Origin of the sequence: Fusicatenibacter faecihominis, assembly GCF_020686945.1 — a bacterium.
GTDB classification, from domain to species: Bacteria; Bacillota; Clostridia; order Lachnospirales; family Lachnospiraceae; genus Limivivens; species Limivivens faecihominis.
Genome location: NZ_JAJEPR010000040.1, coordinates 1 through 20,280 on the forward strand (window position 1 = coordinate 1; position 20,280 = coordinate 20,280).

The 20,280-nt window shown below is 50.5% G+C and carries 17 protein-coding genes; 2 read left to right on the top strand and 15 right to left on the bottom strand.

The window, feature by feature from the left end; all coding sequences use genetic code 11:
• The first annotated feature begins 171 nt into the window (after positions 1 to 171).
• Positions 172 to 306 (top strand): YitT family protein, encoded by a 135-nt coding sequence (locus tag LKD71_RS18735; RefSeq protein ID WP_255633110.1) that lies wholly within the window; start codon positions 172 to 174, stop codon positions 304 to 306.
• The gene (locus LKD71_RS18740) at positions 281 to 370 is read left to right on the top strand and encodes a DUF2179 domain-containing protein (protein ID WP_227616112.1); all 90 of its coding nucleotides are present in this window, start codon (positions 281 to 283) and stop codon (positions 368 to 370) included. The genes LKD71_RS18735 and LKD71_RS18740 overlap by 26 nt, the downstream gene beginning before the upstream one ends.
• Before the next feature lie 78 nt (positions 371 to 448).
• Here LKD71_RS18740 and LKD71_RS15325 read toward each other — a convergent pair whose 3' ends face one another.
• The 15 genes from LKD71_RS15325 to essC all read right to left on the bottom strand — a co-directional run bounded on the left by LKD71_RS15325 (position 449) and on the right by essC (position 20,279).
• Positions 449 to 3,571: an alpha-mannosidase gene (locus LKD71_RS15325; protein WP_227616113.1), complete on the bottom strand. Its 3,123-nt coding sequence runs from the start codon at positions 3,569 to 3,571 to the stop codon at positions 449 to 451.
• A gap of 78 nt (positions 3,572 to 3,649) precedes the next feature.
• Positions 3,650 to 3,937, bottom strand: coding sequence for a helix-turn-helix domain-containing protein (locus LKD71_RS18590; RefSeq protein WP_227616114.1), 288 nt, complete (start codon positions 3,935 to 3,937; stop codon positions 3,650 to 3,652).
• Positions 3,852 to 4,202, bottom strand: coding sequence for a hypothetical protein (locus LKD71_RS15335; protein WP_227616127.1), 351 nt, complete (start codon positions 4,200 to 4,202; stop codon positions 3,852 to 3,854). Before LKD71_RS15335 ends, LKD71_RS18590 begins: the two co-directional genes overlap by 86 nt.
• The gene (locus tag LKD71_RS15340; RefSeq protein ID WP_227616115.1) at positions 4,163 to 4,387 is read right to left on the bottom strand and encodes a hypothetical protein; all 225 of its coding nucleotides are present in this window, start codon (positions 4,385 to 4,387) and stop codon (positions 4,163 to 4,165) included. Before LKD71_RS15340 ends, LKD71_RS15335 begins: the two co-directional genes overlap by 40 nt.
• Before the next feature lie 350 nt (positions 4,388 to 4,737).
• Positions 4,738 to 5,553: a type 2 periplasmic-binding domain-containing protein gene (locus tag LKD71_RS15345; RefSeq protein ID WP_227616116.1), complete on the bottom strand. Its 816-nt coding sequence runs from the start codon at positions 5,551 to 5,553 to the stop codon at positions 4,738 to 4,740.
• Positions 5,554 to 5,859: 306 nt separating this feature from the next.
• On the bottom strand, positions 5,860 to 7,044 hold the full coding sequence (locus LKD71_RS15350) for an ABC transporter permease subunit (RefSeq protein ID WP_227616117.1): 1,185 nt from the start codon (positions 7,042 to 7,044) through the stop codon (positions 5,860 to 5,862).
• Between the two features lie 164 nt (positions 7,045 to 7,208).
• Positions 7,209 to 11,063, bottom strand: coding sequence for a DUF1002 domain-containing protein (locus LKD71_RS15355; protein WP_227616118.1), 3,855 nt, complete (start codon positions 11,061 to 11,063; stop codon positions 7,209 to 7,211).
• Between the two features lie 25 nt (positions 11,064 to 11,088).
• Positions 11,089 to 12,879, bottom strand: coding sequence for a hypothetical protein (locus LKD71_RS15360; RefSeq protein ID WP_227616119.1), 1,791 nt, complete (start codon positions 12,877 to 12,879; stop codon positions 11,089 to 11,091).
• An 11-nt stretch (positions 12,880 to 12,890) separates the two neighbouring features.
• Entirely contained in the window at positions 12,891 to 14,138 is a 1,248-nt protein-coding gene (locus LKD71_RS15365) for a transglutaminase domain-containing protein (RefSeq protein WP_178047219.1), read from the bottom strand.
• Positions 14,139 to 14,151: 13 nt separating this feature from the next.
• Entirely contained in the window at positions 14,152 to 14,406 is a 255-nt protein-coding gene (locus LKD71_RS15370) for an EsaB/YukD family protein (RefSeq protein ID WP_178047218.1), read from the bottom strand.
• The gene (locus tag LKD71_RS15375; RefSeq protein WP_178047217.1) at positions 14,388 to 14,654 is read right to left on the bottom strand and encodes a hypothetical protein; all 267 of its coding nucleotides are present in this window, start codon (positions 14,652 to 14,654) and stop codon (positions 14,388 to 14,390) included. Before LKD71_RS15375 ends, LKD71_RS15370 begins: the two co-directional genes overlap by 19 nt.
• Positions 14,655 to 14,660: 6 nt before the next feature.
• Positions 14,661 to 15,029, bottom strand: coding sequence for a hypothetical protein (locus LKD71_RS15380; protein WP_178047216.1), 369 nt, complete (start codon positions 15,027 to 15,029; stop codon positions 14,661 to 14,663).
• Between the two features lie 22 nt (positions 15,030 to 15,051).
• Positions 15,052 to 15,369: a hypothetical protein gene (locus LKD71_RS15385; protein WP_178047215.1), complete on the bottom strand. Its 318-nt coding sequence runs from the start codon at positions 15,367 to 15,369 to the stop codon at positions 15,052 to 15,054.
• A 33-nt stretch (positions 15,370 to 15,402) separates the two neighbouring features.
• On the bottom strand, positions 15,403 to 15,585 hold the full coding sequence (locus tag LKD71_RS15390) for a hypothetical protein (protein ID WP_178047214.1): 183 nt from the start codon (positions 15,583 to 15,585) through the stop codon (positions 15,403 to 15,405).
• Positions 15,585 to 20,279: a type VII secretion protein EssC gene (gene essC, locus LKD71_RS15395; RefSeq protein WP_227616120.1), complete on the bottom strand. Its 4,695-nt coding sequence runs from the start codon at positions 20,277 to 20,279 to the stop codon at positions 15,585 to 15,587. The genes LKD71_RS15390 and essC overlap by 1 nt, the downstream gene beginning before the upstream one ends.
• Position 20,280: the final 1 nt, after the last annotated feature.

Here is a 20,280-nt window from a genome sequence, read left to right on the forward strand (position 1 = left end):
AGCAGCGATTTACGCAGTAAATCAGCGGATTTCGAATGTTTATAGAATTGCGGGAGCTGCTTTGCAGCGGAGCAATTCGTAGGCATCAGTTGGGGGCAAAAGACCTTTTGACCCCAACATCATAATATCCTCCTATATATCATTTGCGGCTTTGTACTCAAAAGCTGGATCCTGCCTTTATATTCCATCGTTACCTATGCTGCCGCTTTGAAAACCGTCGATTTCATTGTGGAAGGTATCGACCGCTCCAAATGTGCCATTATCATCACAGAACATCCGGATGAAAGACATCATACACAACATTGATCCGCTCGCTTATATTACGATCAGTGAAGTCGCGGATATCTTTTCCAGCAACAACAATCAGTGAGATTTTTCGGATAAAAAAACCATGGAAAAATTTGCCTTCTGTCAGAAGTTCTTGTTTTTCCATGGTTTTTTCTTTACGCTATGCTAATTTCAGGCGCAGGGTTTTGATCTCAAATGCCCGGAAATCAAGGGAAATGCTGTGATTTTCCACCATAAGCTCCTCTTCTTTTTCCTCCAGCATCGTGCAGCTCCAAGCTTTCGCTACCGGCAGGGATGTGGACAAAACTGTCTGAACCGCCGCTTTCCTGGACTCGTAGAGACGCAGGATCAGATCGCCGCTTCCGTCTTCTGCAAGCTTCACAGACTCAAGAATGACATTGTTTTTCTCCACGTCAAACAGGGAGAAGGCATCAGCCGTACCGTTTGTCACAACCGGTTTTACATTCAGCTCATAGCCCTGGCGGACAACGTCACTGTCTGCAAAGCTACCCTCCCATGCGGTAAATGCATAGGTAAAATGATGCTCTCTGTTGTCTGCATGCATCTCCGGGGCTGCTGCTGCACGGAGCAGGGTCAGTTCCAGCGCATTTTCATTCATGCTGATGCCGTACTTGCAGTCATTCAGCACAGCCGCACCATGTGCCCCGTCACACAGGGCGCTGTAGCGATGGTTGCAGACTTCAAAACGGTCTTTATCATAGGTTCTGGACCGTCTGGTCGGCCGTTCCACATAGCCAAACTGCATCTCGTTGATGCCGTTCTCTGCGAATACACGAACCGGGAAGGCAACCTTCAGAAGCCGGTGCAGTTCTTTCCAGTCAATCACAGTCTCAAACTCAAGCCGTGTACTTTCAGCATCCAGACGGATATACTGGACAAAGGAAGAATTGCTGATGCGTCCGGTCACTTTCAGAACGCCGCGCAGGCTGCCTGCCTGAAGAACGCTTACCTTCACATCCTCTGCCGCCGTGATCTCCTGTTCCTTATAGTTGGAATCGATATCCCAGGCATCAAAGAGACGCGGTACATCTTTGTAGAGATGGAAACGGTTCAACGGCTCTGCTGCAAACTCTCTGCCGCTTGTCTTCAGTACAAAGGAGATAACCTCTCCCTTGCCGTCCACGACAGCCTTCACCTGACGGTTTTCCAGAACATAGGTCTCGCCCACCTGAGTCAGTACCACCTCATCCTCCGCTTTCGTCTGCTCCTCTGCCGGAACCAGAGAAACCATACCGTAGGCAGGAAGCTCTGCCAGTCCATATACTTTATCGCCGATCTTTTCTGTCGGAATTTCTTTTCCTTCTTTCGTCTTCGCACCCGCTGCAAAGCTCTCAGGAAGCTCAAGAACCGTCTCATAGGCAAAACCGAGGGAATTGCCCACCGTGATGCCGTTTTCTCCCTCTGTGAGGCTCTGAAGGGCTTTCTCCGTCAGTTCATGGCTTTCATCGAGAATGGCATGGAAGGCCTTTTCTGCCTCCTGATAAACTCTTGCAATCGAGGAACCGGGCAGAATATCGTGGAACTGATGAAGCAGAACCTCTTTCCACAGACGCTCCACAGCCTCCGCCGGATATGCCTTTCCTTTTAATGCAGCCAGTGTACTCCAGAGCTCCAGCTCCCGCATGGAAAGCTCGCATCTCCGGTTATTCTGTTTCACCATGGCCTGTGAGGTGTAGGTTCCGCGGTGGGCGCTGAAATACAGCTCACCCGTATAAGTATGCTTCGGTCCGCCCTCTGCTTCCATATCTTTGAAAAACGTAATCGGATTCTCCTGTTTTACCTTCGGGCAGCCTTCCAGGTCTTTTTCCCTCTTCGCATACTCCAGATAATCTCTTGCCGGACCGCCGCCTCCGTCGCCGTAGCCGAAGGGCAGGAGGAAGGCATCCAGATCTCTCTTCTGGCTTCTGTTCTCCCAGACGCCAATGAGCTCGCTCGGGTCAGTGCGGTAGGTATAGCTCGTAGGCAGGAAGGACGTGATCTTTGAGCCATCCATGCCCTCCCAGTAGAAATAATGATAGGGGAACTGTTCTCCTTCATTATAGGACCAGAAAATCTTCTGGGTCACCAGATACTTCACGCCACAGCTTTTTAAGATCTGCGGAAGTGCTGCGGTATAACCGAAGGTGTCCGGCAGCCACAGCATCTGGCTGTCCACACCAAATTCTTCTTTGTAATACTTTTTGCCGTAGAGCAGCTGACGGATCAGCGCTTCTCCGGAAGCCATATTAGTGTCCGGTTCCACCCACATGGCGCCTTCTGCGATCCATTTTCCGTCCTTGACCGCCTCTTTGATTCTCTGAAACAGCTCCGGATAATATTTCCGGCACATCTCATAGGCAGCCGGCTGGCTCTGAATGTATTTATATTCCGGATATTCCTCCAGGAGACGCAGCTGCGCCGCAAAGGTTCTCTCGGTCTTTCTGTGGGTCTCCGCCATTGGCCACAGCCAGGCCAGGTCGATATGAGCGTTGCCGACCGCATAAAAGACCGGTGTGGTAGAACCGTTTTTCGCCTCCAGTGCAGGCTTAAGCGCTTCTCTGCCTGCCCGGTAAGAAGCGATTCTTCCTGCTTCGTCCTGCTCAAAATCAACGGCAAGCGTGAAGGTTTCCAGCGCCTCTGCGATTTTGGCTGCCCGCAGGGAATTGGAATCCAGTTTATCCAATACCTGTTTTAACGTATCTGCATCCATCCACAGCTGGTAGGCATCCTCATTCCAGATACCAAAGGTACACACGCCCAGGGTCCGTCGTTTGCCCTCTTCCAGCGGATCCTGGTAGGCGCCCGGAAGTACCGGTCCTGTTGCACAGCCGCCATTCGGAGACTCCGGATAATAATGGCCCGCATAGGTTTCCATCAGGATTTCGTATTCCGTTCCTGCTGCCGCCGCTGTGCTCAGAACATTATCCTCGATAAAATGATGCTTCTGCGTTACCCAGGAGGCACGATAGGTACCAAATTCCTGGCCGTTGACAAACAAGGTGGACTCTCCGTCCGGTCTTAAATCCATAACGATCCGTTTTCCTTCTGCCTCAGCAGGGAGAACCACTTTTCCGCGGAACCAGCAGTATTCCCAGGTTTTTCCCCAGGTAAAGCCGGGTTCCACCGGCTCAAACTGTCCTTTCATCGCCTCTTCCGGTGACAGATGCTCCATGGTACGAAATGCCTCCCAAGAAATGGTTCCCAGTGGTCTGTAAAAATCATCTTTGAGTGTGCGCATCCAGTGCTGCAGTCTTCCACTCCATTCTGAACTCATGATTCCCATGTAAGTCCCTCCATTTTCTTTGCTTTTGGTATAGTTGCTTTTGGTATAGTTTCTTTATAGCATGTTCCGCTTCATCTATCAAGACTTTGCATCACACGATATTCCTTTATGATTTTTCATATATTCTGCCGGGCTCATCCCTGTTATGGAATGGAAAATCCGGCTGAAATAGAACTGATCGGAAAAGCCCACCATCGCTGCAATATCTTTGATGAACAAATCCGGATTATCTTCCATGATTTCTTTTGCCTTCTCAATTCTCAAGGTCGCCAGATGCCGGTTAAAGCTTTCTGTGCTGTATTTTCGAAACAGCTTGCTGAGATACGTCTGGGAAATTCCAAAAATTGTGCATAATATCCGGATCACTCAACAGGTAATAGCTGACATCCTTCATCGTCTCGATCATTTCATCATATTGATTTTTCAGCTGCTCCACACTGACCGTAAGACTGCTCATTTCATGCCTGTAAATTTTATCCATACTGGTTGAATAATAAAGATATCCCAGAATAAAAGATGACATAATTCCAAGAACAATATAAACCAGTCTCATCTTTGATTGAAATTTCAAAGCCATCCCCCTGTCTTTATTTATTCCCAAAGTCCGATCTTCAGCACCATTTTTCTGCATTCTTCGTCATAATCCGCTGCCGCTTCCGGTGCCGTGGTTCTTCCGCTTCCGATCCTTCTGCATATGCTAGAAGTGTCAATCCCCTTGATCGGCGTCATATATTCCAAAGCAAGTGTGACCTTATTTTCATCAATACAATACTCCTCATATCTCTCCCCGCTCTCCTGCCATTCCGTCAAATACACCTGTCAAACAAATTTTCCTGATTACAAAAAACTTCACAGATGAGTGACTTCCTTTGAAGGCTGACAACTCATTCTGTGAAGTTCATCACTATAGCAAGTATAATGTAATCCGGATTGTTTTTCAAGTTATAGATCAGACGGGGCAGAAATCCATGCAATATGAGGAGATACCAAGATGCCGGTCTTTGTCAGCTGATACTCATACGCCCAGTTTTCTCCGGTTGCTCGCTGTTGTCAGCTCCCGCCAGTCACATAACATATCAATTCCGGGAATGTGGAAGCTCGATAAGAACGCATGGTTTCTCCCAGAGCTGCTGCTTCTTTTTTACGATATAACATAGTCAAATTCATCAGCCCTTTAATGCTGCAAATCTGTCGTAAGCTGCCTGCTCAATTTCCAGCAGACGGCCGGCGTTCATCTGTTCTACGGTGTTTACATAGGTATCCCAGTCCTGATCCACATCGAGCTCGCCTGTGATAAACTGAGCCTTTGCCTGCTGCAGATAGGTGGAAAGGTCTTTATAAATCGGGCTTCTCTCTTCGATTTCTTCTGTTGTATAGGATACAACCGGATAACAATCCACACCAGTCACGCCATCTGCCTTATAAGCGTCCAGAACTCTGGCTGCCCAAGCATATTTTTCAACAATTTCCGGTTTTTCCAGAAGCTCCTGGTCGGCGTTAAATAGTGCTTCTCTGTCGAGGTTTCTCTCTACCAGATTCAGTGCTTCGTTCAGGACGGAACCTTTGTAACAGTATTCTTCTCCGGAAGTATAACCATCTGGCACTTTCATTTCCGGAATCTCGATTCCAAGAAGCTCATCCTGTACCATATCAAAGGTGATTCCCTCATAACCCTTTGTTGCAGAGAGCATTCCCTCATCAGTGTAGAAATAATCCAGGAAACGGGCCATTGCTTCCGGATACTGGGTATTGGCATTGACCGCAACCATAATACCGTTCTGAACCGGGCTTGCAATACTGGTTTTCCGCTCGGAATGAACATCGGAGGTAAGACCGGACAGTCCCAGCCAGTTGGCGTCATAGCTGATGTCCTTGCCTGCCATAACAAACGGTGCAGAACCACAGCCTAAGGAACCATATACATCTCCCTGCTCTTTCGTCGTAACTTCTTCTCCGGTGATGGTAAAGGCTTCCTGTTCCATCAGACCTTCTGCATAGAGTTTATGCATGAATTTCAAAAATTCTTTGTACTTATCGCTGGTATTTGCAAGTTCTACTTTGCCATTTTCATCTGCCTGGAAAGCACAGTCCGCATCTCTTGTGAAAATGCCAAAAGCATCCAGGAAGGTTGTGTCAATCGCAGAATAGCCACCGGATGCTGCGGTATACAGAAGCGGAATCTCATCATCCGTATCTCCGTTTCCGTTGGCATCCTGATTTTTGAAAGCTGTGAGAACATCATAATACTCATCAATCGTAGTCGGAACTTCCAGTCCCAGATTTTCCAGTCATACTTTGTTGACAAAGCTTCTGGTCAGACGGTCTGTCATATCTACACGCAGTCTAGGAAATCCGTAAATATGTCCATCAGATGTACTGCAGAATGCTTTCATTTCCGGATATTTTTCAAAATATGCCTGCAGGTTCGGCATCTCGTCCAGATACTGGCTGAGGTCCAGGAAATAACCTTCTCCGCCCCATTCGTTTACGTCACCGATATTCATGTAGCAGCCGGTCAGAAGATCCGGAAGCTCGTCGCCTGCTACCATCAGAGTCAGCTGTGTTTCCCAGTCAGTTTCATAGAAATTGCAGTCCAGACGGATTCCAAGGCGTTTTGCATACTCTTCAATATCTGCCAGCTGTGTCCAGTCATCCAGGCCGGATTTATACACAAAGGTGGAAATTACCTCCGAAGCGCTTAAGTTCGTCGGATTCTGCAGAAGAAATACTTTTTCATAGCCGACACTCAGAAGGGAACCACAGTTTAATACCAGCAGGATTAGAATCGTCGGCATCAATACCGGCAGATTCACATACCAGATTTTCTGCAACCTGGAGGCTCCGTCGATCTCTGCTGCTTCCAGCAGGGACCGGTCCACACCGGATAACGTAGCGAAGTAAATAATACTTCCCCAGCCCATCTCCTGCCAGATGCCGCTCAGTACATAAACCCACTTGAACATGGCCGGGTCCTGCAGGAAATTTTTGCTGTCTCCACCCAGAATTTCAATAAATTTGTTGATGATACCTGAGGACGGACTCAGATACAGGGTCAGCATTCCGCACATGACAACCGTCGAGATAAAGTGCGGCGCATAGGAAATGGTCTGAAAGCCTTTCCGGAACCGGCTGTGCTGTACTTCATTCAGGGCCAGTGCCAGAATGATCGGGATCGGGAATCCAAGAACCAGTGAAAGAAGGCTCAGTGTCAGCGTATTTTTCAGAATGATCGGAAACCAGTAGGAAGAAAAAAGACGCTGAAAGTTCGCAAAACCGATCCACGGGCTTCCCATAATTCCTTTTCTCATACTGTAATTTTTGAACGCGATGATGATTCCATACATCGGCTTGTAGTTGAAAAGGAGTAAATAGACAACCGCCGGAAGGCACATTACATACAACCGCCAGTTCGTCCATATACTTTTTTTCTTCACTGCATCCACCTGTACTGCCTGTTTTTTTCTGCCTTTCATGTCGTCTCTCCCTCGTTTTTTTCTTTATTTTAGCAGTTTCCCCTCTTTTTCTGACATGGACAAATTTTGAAACAGACAAACAAAAACCATGGAAAAATTTACCTTCTGTCAGAAGTTTTCATTTCTCCATGGTTTTTATAAAACTTTATATCTTTGCTGTTGTTTTATCCAATCGCATCAATAGCCGACTGAATCAGTGTTGCAACAGAACTGCCGTCCGGGCTGTCGGTGTCAAGCAGGGTGATGGCGGTGCCGATGAGGGAACCGGCTGCCGGGTAATCGCTGTCTGCTTTTTCCTTTGCCTGGGTAAGGAGAGTGGTGATGGCTGTCTTGTTTGCCGTCACATCCGCTGTAACGAGAGAGGAAGCGCTCTGAAGGAGGGGAAGAATCTCATCCCTGGAGCCGCCCTCTGCTGCCGGAGTATCTGTGACTACGGGTTCTCCATCTGTCGCAGGCTGGGTAGCTGCTGCTTCGGTCTCGGGCTGGGGCTCCGGTGTGCCTTCTGTCTCAGGAGCTTCTGCCGCCTGGGTCTCCGGCTCGGCTGCCTCCGTCATGGGAATGGCTTCTGCCCCTTCCGTATTGCCGTTGATGCCGATTACCTGTGCTCCATTAACTGTGAAAAGTTCGCTCGGATCGCTGTAATCCTTTTTGGTTATGAAGTAATTTCCGCTGTCGGAAAAGCTGTAATTGTAATAACCGCTCAGGATTTCATTTCCATGCCAGTCAACCAGGGAGGTGGCTCCGTCAACGCTGCTGACTACGAAGAGCAGGCCGTTTGCCTTGCCGTAGGGCCGGTTGGCATAAGGGCCGGATTCGGTTCCGTCCGCTGCAACGATGGTGTAGGTGCCATCGCCGTTCTTGTAGATACCGGCCAGACCGTCGCACTCAAAGTTCTCACTGTCATATTTCAGTTCGCAGCTGACTTCTCCGCCTTTTGTCACAAAACCGGCCTTGTCGTCTTTTTCCACACAGAAGTAACCTTTCGTGCTCAGATATCTTCCGCTGCCGCCGTAATTATAATTGATCCGGTCGTACTCGAAGGGAATAATCACCTCTCCGTTCATATCGGTAACGCCGTAGATGCTCTTTCCTGCATCGCTGTTCCAGTCAGATCCCATCACATAACCGTCATCAAAGACGCTTATTGCTCCATGGCCGGATTTGTCGCTGATCTGTTTCAGCACAACGTTTTCATAGGAGTAATCTCCAAAATTCCATACGCTGTCTGCCGATGCCACGGCATTGAAGGAAGAATCATAGGTTGTTACATTTCCGCTGGTCCGGTCCTGAACATTGAGGTAATCGCCGTCCGCCTCGATATCTGCCAGCTGATCCCGGGTCAGTTTCACGGAAGAAACCTCCGATTCACTTACATGATAGATGCTTGCCGTGTCGATCTGGTAATGGGTATCATCCGAATAACTCTCGAAATCATACTCATCCTCTGTGGTTTCCTTTAACACATAGGCGACGATCCATTTTTCATTCAGCACAGAGACATTGTCAAACTCACAGGGTACGACCAGCTGTGCTTTCTCCGTTATAACTCCTGTCTTCTCCGTATCTGCATCCTGCACGAGAACAAAACCGTTGTTATAGCTCGTGTAGCTGGAATATTTCGGTTCGGAATACTGGGTGTCTGTCACATCCATGACCGCATATTTCTCGTCGTCATTGGTAGCCAGCATCAGATCCGTTCCGTCAATAAAAAGCTCAGAGAGAACGGTTCCGACATTCTCAACGGTCACGTCACCGGTATAGGCCTCCAGAGATGCGCCTTCTTTTGTCTCAATCTGCATCTCTGTGGCTCCGCCTGCGCTGTTGGCAAGATCCACCGGCTCCGCATCGTTGACCATGTAAAGGGTGGAGGAAGTGTAACCCTCCTGGGAAATCAGATAGCTTCCGTTTGCTGACATGGAATAGCCGCTGCTTCCGGAAAGAAGCACATTTCCGTGCCAGTCAATGAGATCATATCCTCCGCCTGCATGACCAACCCAGAGCAGACCCTTGGATTCCTTGAGCACATCCATGTAGTCATAGGTTGTTCCCAGATCGGATTCTCTTCCGTCTGCGGACAGGAGAATATATCCGCCGTCGCTCTTTTTCACCTGGACGGTCATCCCATAGCCCAGAAGAGACTCTGTATTGTCGTATCCGTAATTGAAGGAAGCAGTCACGTTTCCTCCTGCGGTCACAAAGGTCGTCTGTTCATTTCCTATGGAGAGGAAATATCCGCCGTTTTCATAGGTGTCAAAGGAAGTATCAAAGCTGCTGAAATTTGTGGGAACGATCAGGTTTCCATACCGGTCAATGATTCCATAACCGTTATCGCCGGAAGCCATCGCATATTTGCCATAGAAGCTTCTGACATAATAACCGGTCTTCTGCTGAATGGCCTCTTCCAGGGAATTGTCATAGTCATACTCCCCGAAATTATAGAGGGAATCCGTCGTCTGTACGGCATTGAAAGAGGAATCATAAGTAGTGATCACACCACTTCTCGCCTCGATGTTGATATAATCCGCACAGCTGTCCGTATCGTAAAAATCATCTCTTCCAAGGGTACCGACACACTGGGCTCCCTGGGTGCCGATGTAGTAAATATCCACATGGTCGATGAGATAATAATTGGTATAGTCCGTATAATCGTAGTCATCTTCCGTGCCGCCCTCTGTGAGAACCACGCCTGCGGCCCACATGTTTCCTACGACTTTTACCGCGTCATACTGGAAGTCCACAACGACAGAACCGTCCGGTGCAAGGATGCCCGATTTTCCGGAGCCGTCATTGAGTTCGGCTATGATATAGCCGCCTCTGCCCATCATATCCTCGCCATAAATGGATTCCGTGAGAAGATTTCCGTTCAGATCCATCAGAGCGTAGGAGCCGTTCAGGTCTTTGTATTCAATAATGTTGGTGCCGGAGATAAACATATCTGCCTTCACGCCGCCTGCTGCGGTTACACTTGCTTCGCCTGTGAAAACATTGATCGGCTCTGCGGGTCTGTCAGATACGGCAACGCTGCTGGTAGCGTTGATGATCGCATCTTCGCCCCAGATTTCATCGTTGGTACGCAGAAGAATACTGTTGCTCGGCAGAACCTGCTCCTCGGTGATCGTTGTGAAGGTGTCGGTGATCGGGTCGTCGATACCGCTGCTGGTGGCTACGTTGTAGGTAACGCGCTCCAGGGTCGGCTGCATCTGGGCGTAATCGTAATCCATCTGGCTGAATTTGTAGCTGAAATCATAGAGCTGGGTCTTCTCGACTTCGCCAAGCTTTGCCGGAGCTTCCTTGCCCTGATTTGCCGCTGCCTCTGCTGCCGCCGTCTCCGTCACGCCGATGACATTGTCCACAACGTCGTGAACGGCCTGTTCCTCGGTGATCTGGTCTCTGACAATATGAATCTTGATATCGTTTACCACCAGGGTCGCCTGATCCTGTCCTACAGTGTCAGCGATGTTTCCTGTGGTGATGAGCTCTACGTTTGCCAGCTCTTTCTTGCCCTCGTCAAGCTGGGCTCCGCTGGCCTCCTCGTAGGCCATCATAACGCCTGTGAGGGCTCCGGTACCGGAAACCTCGAAGGGCGCTGCTGTCAGAACCTCACAGTTATAAACGCCGGAGGTGGACAGCTGGCTGGCGATCATGTTGCTGGTCACATAGTTTAAGTTTGCCGTTTTTACCTGAATACCGCCTGCGTTTGTGGGATTTACAAGCGCACAGCTGTAGGTGTAGGAACCGATCTTCTCTGCGGAAATCAGGTTTCCAAGCTTCTCCTTCTCATCCGCATTTGTGATCGTAATCGTTGTTACTTCTGACTGGTCGATTCCAAAGAACTGAAGAATCTGGCTCTTCTGGTCCTCCGACAGGTCCGCTCCCAAAGTCAAAACAATGGGAAGCCGGGACTCGGAAGCCAGGCCGGAAATATCTGCCGCCTGTGAAACGACGGAGCACAGCTGCGCCACGCCCATCATTGCAACGAGCATACAGCAGATGAGCTTTCTCATATACTTTCCTCTCATGACTCTCTCTCCTTATTTTATTTTTTTATTGAAACACACCTTTCGCCCTTTCGGCTCCGATGCATTCAAAACTGATTTCTTTTATGACGGAATTTTCACAGATGATCGTGACCGCACTGTAAAACGGATCGTCATTCCGGACAATCGCATAACCGTTGCAGCCGTCATCCCGCACGTTGCATGCATAGAGATAATCGTTGCCCACAAAAGTCGCCACGCCGTCCAGCTGCTTCCCTGCAAAAGCCGGGAAACCTTTCAGGATATCCGCCTCGGAACTGCCCACATGGACGTCTCCGGGCAGAACCACATTCAGATAGGTACCGTTGGTGTCGATGAGGGCCGTAAGGATACCCTCTGACAGCACCGTGTCGTAGCCCGTCATATTTGTGATTCCCGTCATCTCTTTATAGAGTGAATTTTCAAAGTAAAAATACTGGGTGTTGATGATCTCTGTCCAACTGCCGGACTCCATGTCCGCGTCGGAAGAGATATCATAGGGCAGCCGGATCTGTCGGTCCAGCTGAATATCCTCCGGAGCAATCTCGCTCATGGGCGTCGGAAACTGGTAGGTATGACCGTTCAGCTCATACTGGAAGGAGCTGATATCCCCGCCCTCCGGTGCCTGGGGCGTCCCCGGTTCAGCTGCCGGCGCTTCGGTCTCCGCGGGTACTTCCGGCTCTACTGCCGGCGCCTCCGTTTCTGCGGGCACTTCCGGCTCTACCACCGGTGCTTCCGTTTCAACGGGCACTTCCGATTCTACCACCGGTGCTTCCGTTTCAACGGGCACTTCCGATTCTACCACCGGTGCTTCCGTTTCAACAGGCACTTCCGATTCTACCACCGGTGTCTCAGTTTCCACAGGCACTTCCGGCTCTACCATCGGCGCCTCGGTTTCAATCACCGCCTCGCCGCCTGCGATCTCTGCGCTCTGCACCACCTGGTTAAACACCGGGAAATAGTTATACGCCGACAGCTGCCCCTGCATCAGCTCAAAGGCATAGACCGTATCTTCATAGATAAAGCACACGGTCTCGCAGGCAAACTGGTTGGCTCCCACATTCATCTGGAAATTCAGCTTTCTGGCGGGCAGATTCGCGGAGGAAATATCCTCCGACTGCATATCCGAGGTGACGCTCATATCCGAAATACTTTTCTCATAATTGGAAAAAGCGCTCTCCGGCTCGTCCGCTCCCATATCAAAGTAGCTGATAGTCAGCGTGCCTGCCCTAGGGCTGATAGCTCCGGAACCGTTCACCGGCGAATAGGAGATCAGGCTCCGGCCGCTGGCCGCATTGTTTCCCCAGTCCCCGGGTACATCCACGAAGACGCTGACCGGGATCTGGGTCTGGAGAAATTCCGGTACCTCAAAGGCCGGGAGATTCGCGTTAAAGGTTGTTCCGGCAGTCCCCTGAAGGGAAGACTGATCCGGAAATACCATGCCCGCAAAGGTCCCTTGAGCCCCTTCTGCTGCCACGACGGCTGTCTCAGCCGTCTCTGTATCACTCCCCCCGCTTTCCTGAAGGAACCCGTCAAGCAGGAGATCCACAGCTGCCGTATTCTGGCTTCCACCGTCCGTCAGCACCTGGATGCTCTGCAAAGTGGCCTTCACCGGATCGCCATCCGGCAGAAGATCCATGCACTGCTGCAGCAGAATCTGAATGGCTGCCGCATTGGAATCCAGATCCAGGTCCGCCAGGCTTTTCACCGCCTCCAGCTGCTTCTTTACGTTCTCCTCCAGAGCAGAAACGGGCATGACCGCCTCACAGAGGAGCGCCGCCGCCAGAAAAACGGCGGTCTTTTTTACATGTTTTTTCATAGGCTTCTTCCTCACCGGTAGCTCTGCATGGCGTTTGGCGCCAGAGCAATGATCGCCGAGTCACAGTCAGAACCCCATTCGCTGTTGTTCAGGCGGATATGGACGCTCTCCTGCACCATCTGGATCTCGTACATCCCGTCACTGGTGATATACTTGTACTCGTCCCCCGGCACAAAATGGGTGATCGTGTCCGTGGATACCAGAAAAAGGAAATGATCCAGTTTCTCTCTGTATTCGGGATCGTTCAGGGCCTCCATGAAATACTGGTATTCCTCGGTTCCCGGCGTCAGGTCATCCTCCTGGCTTCCTGCATCATCCCAAGTCGCATCCACCTCATACCAGACGTTCTCGATTTTTACGATGTTCCAGGCATGGCCTCCGGCATCTGCCTGGGAGGAGCCTGCCATTCCGCCGATAAACGCCGCCTCGATCCCGCACTGCTGCAGGAGATATTCCATGGCCAGCGTGTAGCCGTCGCAGACCGCATAATTGGGATTTCCGCTGGAATCTGCCACGAGGCAGCCGTAGGCCGTGTGCGCCAGGTCCTGGCCCCGGTCCCATTCCACCTCGCCGTCGCCCACCGGATCGTTATAATTTACCAGATCGATGAGCTTATCGTGGATCTGACGGACGATCTCATAGTCCGAAGCATCCTGATTGATGTCCGCGAGGAAAGAGGCCGCTGCTGCATTAAAGGCGTTCATCTGTGTCTCATAGTTCGTAAAAGGCTCTGCCATCTTGATATAGACAAAATAGAAACCGCCGTAGTTGACCGCTTCCGAGAGATAGACCATCTCCGCCTCCTGCCCCGCATAGAGCCAGAAAAGCTCCGGATGATCGAAGCAGAGGGCCCGGTAGGCCACGTTAAATTCATAATAGTAATCCTGCCCCGTCGGATCGATATCCGTCATCATAAGACCGATGTTCCCTTCGCTCACCGGGTCCTGGGCCACCCCCAGCATAACGTCGTAGATCTCCTTTGCCACGGGGTCCAGATTTTCGTAGTAATAATAGCTTCCTGAAGCGTTCTTATTGAGGCTGCTGCCGCCCGCATTGTAGGCCTGCATGATCGCATCCAGTTCCGCTGCATCCTGGCCTGACAGAAGTTCCATGGGCTTCGACGGCGTATATTCCGCCATATCTCCCGACGGCATCCGGTTCACTTCGAGATTTTTCACCTCTGCGGCACTGACTGCCGTTCCGTTTGCCAGCAAAACGCCCGCAAGAAAAAGCCCTGCTATTCCTTTCTTTTCCTTCATGCTGTCCCCCCTCTCACAACAGAATGAAACGATCTCCGTTTTTGATCTGGTACTCTCCCAGCGTGCTGTTGGAATCCAGCAGCGTATTTTCCGCGCAGGAACACAAAAATTCTGTTCCCGACGACTGATACATATTTCCTGAGAGTTCTTCCGCGATTTTTACAAACAAGGGGATCAGTTCTTTGATTTTGAGAAAATCCGGCACAAGCACTTCAAAGCTCTGAGAGATGGATGCCACATCCAGGGTTATCAGTAATTTTGTCTCCATAGCTCCCTCACATACTCTTCTAAAACTACCTCCTGATCCCGAAGAGCTCCATCCAGGTCCTCCAGTATATCACGCCGAATCTCCATGCTTTTTCTCAGCTTCCGAATGGCCTCCAAAATTTCCAGCCCTCTCGGATCTCCTGCAAAAGCGGCCTCTGCCATCTCCTCGATGCGGCGCGATATCCGGATTTCCTCTTCGAGATAAAAGGTATGATTCTGCAGCTTTGCAGGTATGACCTTTATCTCCATGAAGCCTTATACAATCAGTCCTGCGATGCTTGCTGCCGCTCCTGCTGCGTCGGTTGCTGCTTTGGAGGCGTCTTTTACATCGGATACGATATTGTCAACGGTGGAACCGGCATTTGTCAGATCGTCAACCACCTGCTGATACTGAAGATTCGTATTTTTGCAGTCGTCCATGCGGTCTTTTACCTCATTGATTTTATCACTGATGAGGTTCATGTACTCGGTGGAGGAAGCGGAGCCGTCCCAGAAGTCCTTCATCTGTCCCTGTAACGTATTCAGCTGCTCCAGATGTGTCACCAGCTGGGAATAATAACCCTCCAGTGCGGAGATTTTTCTCTGATAAGTTCCTGCGCTGTATTTTAAAATATATCCTGCCATGTCAATTCATCCTTTCTTTCAATTAGTGTCCGATTTTTCTGGCTGCTTCTGCGATGGCTTCGAGAATCTTTGTAAGGGTTCTGGACCACTCTGCCATGATATCGCTTAAGCCTGCAACCGCGTTCATAAAGTTCTGGCTCAGGGTCTGAAAAGCCTCTGCCAGGGCCTCGCCTGTCTTTTTCAGTCCCATCATAATGGTGTCATCCTCGTAGGGCTGGGTTTTCAGCTCCTCGGCAACGAGCTTCAAAAGCTCATCCACCCTTTTAAACTCTTCCTCCACATTTTTCTGCCACTGTTTTGCGCTTTCCATTTTGAAGCTTAATTCTGCTGCACTATCCATTCCTATTTCCTCCTTGTATATAAAAATAAAATATTAAATGGTACCTATGATTTTTTTCAGCCGGACCCATTCTTCTATCTCCGAATCCAGCAGTTTCTTATATTCCTCCGCGATATCCCCGGATAAAAAGCCGGACAGGACTGTTTTTTCCTCCTCCAGCATCCTGGCAAGATCGTTGCAGAGACGAACACAGTTTTCCTGTTCTATATATCCCATCAGCTGTCCTCAAAAATTGAATCGTCGTCGGTTTTCACCTTCTCCTGCCGAAGCTCTCCGCAGGGCATCAGAAGGTGATGCAGTTCCCCGCGGTAACTCATGAGAAAATGATTGGCCGGCTTTTTGACCAGAAGCCTCTCCATATCGTAGGGAAGCTTGACCAGGCTCTGCCGGTTCAGTTTTTCTCCGAAAAGCAGGGCCAGTTTTTCTGTATTAAAACACTTATAAAGCTCATTTCCCCAGAGGAAGGGCGGTTCGTCGCTGTAGAGCCCGGCCATCAGGTAAATCTGAGCGTACCGGGAAAGAACATAGACGGAACTGAACTGCTTCAGATAGCCTGCCACCTCCGTCGTCACGGAAACGAGATCGGAATACCGCTCGAAAATGACGAGAATCGGCCGGAACATTCCCCTCATATGGGAGAAAGTCTCCTGCTTTGCAATGGCCGTCTCCGGGTCCCACTGTTTCTCCTCGCAGTATTGAGTGTAGAGATTGTAGCGGTGCTGGGCGTTGGCACAGAGAAAAGCCGCCAGCTGCCCGATGCCTTCCGCCTTCGATTCAAAAATCCTTGCATCCTCCGGAAGCTTCAGCTCCTCCAGACAGCTTTCCTTCGCCGCCTTCAGAAAAGCCACCACCATGTTTTCTTTCTTCGCATAGGTGATGAGATTCTTAAAAATCAGCGCCGCCGAAGCTTTTTCGCTGAAATAAAGGCTCAGCTGGTTAAACTGCTTCAGAGGCAGAGCGACGGGCTTCGAGGTCTTCACCTCATATCCCAGCGGGAGCCGGTTTGCCGCAAAGCCCGCCAGGAACTCTTCATATTCCTGATCCGTCCGGATTTTTGCCAGCTTTCTCGCTCCCCGATAACCCTGATTTTTAAGGGTCAGCGCTTCCACCTCCGCTTTCAGGCGCTGGATGCGTTCTTCCTGCTCGAGCCCCGGGGCAAATCTCATAAGCTGCATTTCCAGGGCTTCGCCATTATAGTTAAAAAGGCCACGCCCCGGTTTTTCCGGCGGCTGACAGCTGCATTTGACGCCCAGGATGTCCGTGTAATCGTATTTATCCTTCAGCTGAATCGCAATTCTCTGTTTCAGCTCCTGCCGGGTTCTCATATTGATCTCGTTGACGTGACTGATGGTAAAAAGATAGGCCACGCCGTAATTCGCGCTGTTTTTCAGGTAATACTGGAGAAGATCGTACTGCTTCTGTCCCGCCTTCGTCTGAAGGAAGCCTGCCACGTTGTCGATGATGACCAGAATAAAAGGAAGAGGCTCCCGCTTGATGGCATCGGAAAAGCTGCTCACTTCCAGTCTGGAAAACAGCTTTTTCCTCTCCTGAATGATCTCGTTAATCAGCCGGAAAAGCTCCGGGCTCTGCTCCGCGTCGTCCTCCTCGAGAACCGCCCCGCAGTGGGGCAGATTCCGGAAAACCTTGAGCAGCCGGCTCGAATAATCCAGCGCATAGAACTGGAACTGCTCCGGCGTCGTTTTTTTCACCAGGGAATAAAGAAGTGCCTCCACGAAAGAGGTTTTTCCGCTTCCCGGCTCCCCGCACACGAGAATGTGGCCGCAGGTTTCCAGATCCAGAAAGAGCGGGTACTGCTCCTGCTTCGCCGGATCGTCCAGTTCTCCGATATAGGTGGTCAAAGGACTCTCCGAAAGCTCCTGTTTCTCCTCCGCAGGAATCTCATCCGGCAGCATCGGAAGCCACAGGGCCTTCGGGCTTACGCCCTGCTCCCTTGCCGTCTCCATAATGCTTTTCACGAGAGAAACGAGCTGAGATCTTCCGGTGGAATTTCTGGTCACTTCCGGCTTCACCGTCAGAATCGGCGAACCCACATAGTCGATGACCTGAACGCTCTCGTCCTTCTGCTTCACGACCTCATCCTGGGGCTCGTATTCTGCGCCGCTCCAGGCCGACTGGCCCATGGCGAAATATTCATTATTTCCCACCTGCAGATAGAAGCGGCCGGTTTCCCGGAGTTCTGCTGCCTCCGGCCGTTTCAGCATATCCATACTGTCCGCCCGGTCCTGCACTTTGAGGCAGACCCGGAATTTTGTGTTGCTCAGGATCTGATCTGTCACCACGCCTGCCGGTTTCTGGGTTGCCAGAATCAGATGGACGCCCAGGCTTCGGCCGATGCGGGCGATGCTCACCAGCTGGTCCAGGAAATCCGGCTGCTGCTGTTTCAGCTCCGCAAACTCATCCGAGATGATAAAAAGATGAGGCATCGGCTCTTTCACAACGCCTGACCGGTAGAGCCGCTGATAGCTGTAAATATCCATCGTGCCTTCCCCGGCCAGGCTTTTTGCATCGTTAAAAATCTTCTGCCGGCGTAAAACCTCGCTCTGTATCGAGATCAGCGAACGGTTGATGGCCGCTCCGTCCAGGTTTGTGATGGTTCCGATGAGATGGGGCAGGTGAATCTGGTTCTGGAGATCGTCAAAGGCTCCCGCCAGGCCGCCTCCCTTATAGTCGATGAGCAGAAAAGCCACTTCATCCGGGTGAAAATTTACCGCCAGGGAAAGCACATAGGTCAGCAGAAATTCACTTTTTCCGGAACCGGTGGTTCCCGCCACCAGTCCATGGGGACCCTGGTACTTCTGATGAAGATCCAGCATAAATTCCGCCCCGTCGGTTCCGATTCCGATGGGCACCGCGAGACTCGTCACCGGATCGTTGGAACGCCAGCGCTCCGCAATATTCAGATCCTCGATGCGTCCCACGCCGAACATTTCCAGAAAAGTGAAGGTTTTCGGAAGGGAATAGGCCTGGGAAACCAGCCGAAGCTTCGTGTTTGCCAGTACCCGCATGCTGGAAAGGGCTTCTTTTTCGTCAAAATCATCGAGAACAAAGGTCTCATCCTCCTTGTCCAGCTCCCGGACGTAGATCATGTTATTGACGAAGCCCTCTTCCTCCTCTTTGTTCAGTTCGAGGATGATGGAACACTCCTTGGGCACATCCGGAAAACCGGTGATCAGGCTTAAACCGATGGTCTCCTCTTTCTCAATGGCCCTCTTGATGATTTCCACTCCGTCCAGCAGCTTTTTGCTCAGGGTGATGACGATATAATAGGGTCTTTCGCTCCTGATTTTGTCCCATTTTCTCGGCGTTTCAAGGTCCTTCTCCAGCTCTTTCTGAAGATACTCGCCCACCTGATAGGCCTCCGAAGCGTTGGTAGCGATAAAGCGGATGGAGCGCTGGTCATCCCAGACGTGGGGCAGATATTTGATGTAGCCCATATCCGCCAGCTGCTTTTCCTCCATGAGAAAGACCAGCTTCACCTCATCGTAGCTGAAGAGGATCGCAAGCTGCAGAACCACGGTGTTGATAAAACCAATAACGTCTTCCGGAGCTCCCTGGGCCCCCAGCACGGTATTTTCGAGAAGCCGGATCATGATAGGCACATTTTCCAGCATCACCTGTTCGTCCGTCAGCTCCGCCAGTTCATCCTTGAGAACGTCCTCCTCCATATCGAAATGCTCCCGGGGAGCATTCAGCTTCGCCTTTAACGGAATGTTTCCACTTCCTATACGGATATCCAGGAAATCGTCGTCGCTGTTGGTTCTGGCCCAGAGCTTTTTCTTCTCATAAACATAGCCCAGAACCTCCGACAATTCCGGATAATTGTGCCGGAGAACGTATTCCTCCCGCTCTTTTTCCTCCTGAATCTCTTCTTTTTTCAGGGCGAGATATTCCCGGTATTTTTCCAGCCGCCGCTTCTCGTACTCTTCCTTCTGCTCCTTCGTATATCCCTGGGACAAAAGGGGCAGCAGGATCGAGCTGGCCAGCATCGTCACATTTCCCGTGAGGGCCGCCGTGCTTCCCATAATCATCGAGCTTCCCATCCGCATGATCAGCGGAATGCCGTCTTTGCCGAGGGGCATCGGCGGACTGTCAATGTCAATAGCTGTATCTCCGAAAGCAAGCCGCCTTCGCGGGTAACGACTGAACAGATTCTCTGCTTTTCCCCCTTTTTCCGGAAGAACATTGCTCATCACGCTGTTGGTGTCATCCACAAATCTTGCTTTTTTCGGAGAAATAGTGACTCGATGGTTTCCGTCGTTGATGGAGAGAAAACGGCTGCCCACAATGATCCGGAGGCCGAAAATATCGATCACGTCCCCAAGATCCAGCTTCATGCTCTTCACCCGGAAGCCGTTTACATAGATGCCATTCGTGGAATCCAGATCGTAAATGGTCCATTTTGTTCCATTATAATGAAGCATTGCGTGCCTGCCGGAAATCATCGGAGCGGAGTAAACGATATCGTTGTCTTCGTTCCGCCCAATCAAAAGATCCCCGGGAAGGGCCACATAATTGTGGCGGATAAAGCTGGCTTCGTTCACTTCTTCTGTATACAGCATAAACATGGCGTTTCCGTTCCGTATGAGGAGCAGTTCCTGACTGTGGAGAGGAAGTCTTTTTTCAAAGGGATTTTCCACGGCAGCATACCGCGCCGTGTTTTCCCGTACGGAAAACCATTTTCCGTTTTCCGCCTCAAAGTGGATCGGAACATCTTCCAGCCGTCCATTGGGAAAGGAAAGCGTGCCCTTAGCCGGATAAGGCAGGAAGAGATTCTGCATCTTTCCTGTCTGGGACAGCAGCGTCGCCTTTAACCCCGTGGGATTTTCCACGGTCAGTCCCTGAACCAAATTATTTTCTGTTCCATCCAGTGTCATATCATATCTATTCATA

What these genes read in the sequence shown, in the direction of transcription:
- LKD71_RS15345 (WP_227616116.1), bottom strand. Translation starts at nt 5,553, where the DNA reads ATGGAACAGGAAGCCTTTACCATCACCGGAGAAGAAGTTACGACGAAA.
- LKD71_RS15385 (WP_178047215.1), bottom strand. Translation starts at nt 15,369, where the DNA reads ATGGATAGTGCAGCAGAATTAAGCTTCAAAATGGAAAGCGCAAAACAG.
- LKD71_RS15360 (WP_227616119.1), bottom strand. Translation starts at nt 12,879, where the DNA reads ATGAAAAAACATGTAAAAAAGACCGCCGTTTTTCTGGCGGCGGCGCTC.
- LKD71_RS15355 (WP_227616118.1), bottom strand. Translation starts at nt 11,063, where the DNA reads ATGAGAGGAAAGTATATGAGAAAGCTCATCTGCTGTATGCTCGTTGCA.
- LKD71_RS15365 (WP_178047219.1), bottom strand. Translation starts at nt 14,138, where the DNA reads ATGAAGGAAAAGAAAGGAATAGCAGGGCTTTTTCTTGCGGGCGTTTTG.
- LKD71_RS18740 (WP_227616112.1), top strand. Translation starts at nt 281, where the DNA reads ATGAAAGACATCATACACAACATTGATCCGCTCGCTTATATTACGATC.
- LKD71_RS15335 (WP_227616127.1), bottom strand. Translation starts at nt 4,202, where the DNA reads ATGCAGAAAAATGGTGCTGAAGATCGGACTTTGGGAATAAATAAAGAC.
- LKD71_RS15370 (WP_178047218.1), bottom strand. Translation starts at nt 14,406, where the DNA reads ATGGAGACAAAATTACTGATAACCCTGGATGTGGCATCCATCTCTCAG.
- LKD71_RS15380 (WP_178047216.1), bottom strand. Translation starts at nt 15,029, where the DNA reads ATGGCAGGATATATTTTAAAATACAGCGCAGGAACTTATCAGAGAAAA.
- essC (WP_227616120.1), bottom strand. Translation starts at nt 20,279, where the DNA reads ATGAATAGATATGATATGACACTGGATGGAACAGAAAATAATTTGGTT.
- LKD71_RS15375 (WP_178047217.1), bottom strand. Translation starts at nt 14,654, where the DNA reads ATGGAGATAAAGGTCATACCTGCAAAGCTGCAGAATCATACCTTTTAT.
- LKD71_RS15350 (WP_227616117.1), bottom strand. Translation starts at nt 7,044, where the DNA reads ATGAAAGGCAGAAAAAAACAGGCAGTACAGGTGGATGCAGTGAAGAAA.
- LKD71_RS15325 (WP_227616113.1), bottom strand. Translation starts at nt 3,571, where the DNA reads ATGGGAATCATGAGTTCAGAATGGAGTGGAAGACTGCAGCACTGGATG.
- LKD71_RS15390 (WP_178047214.1), bottom strand. Translation starts at nt 15,585, where the DNA reads ATGGGATATATAGAACAGGAAAACTGTGTTCGTCTCTGCAACGATCTT.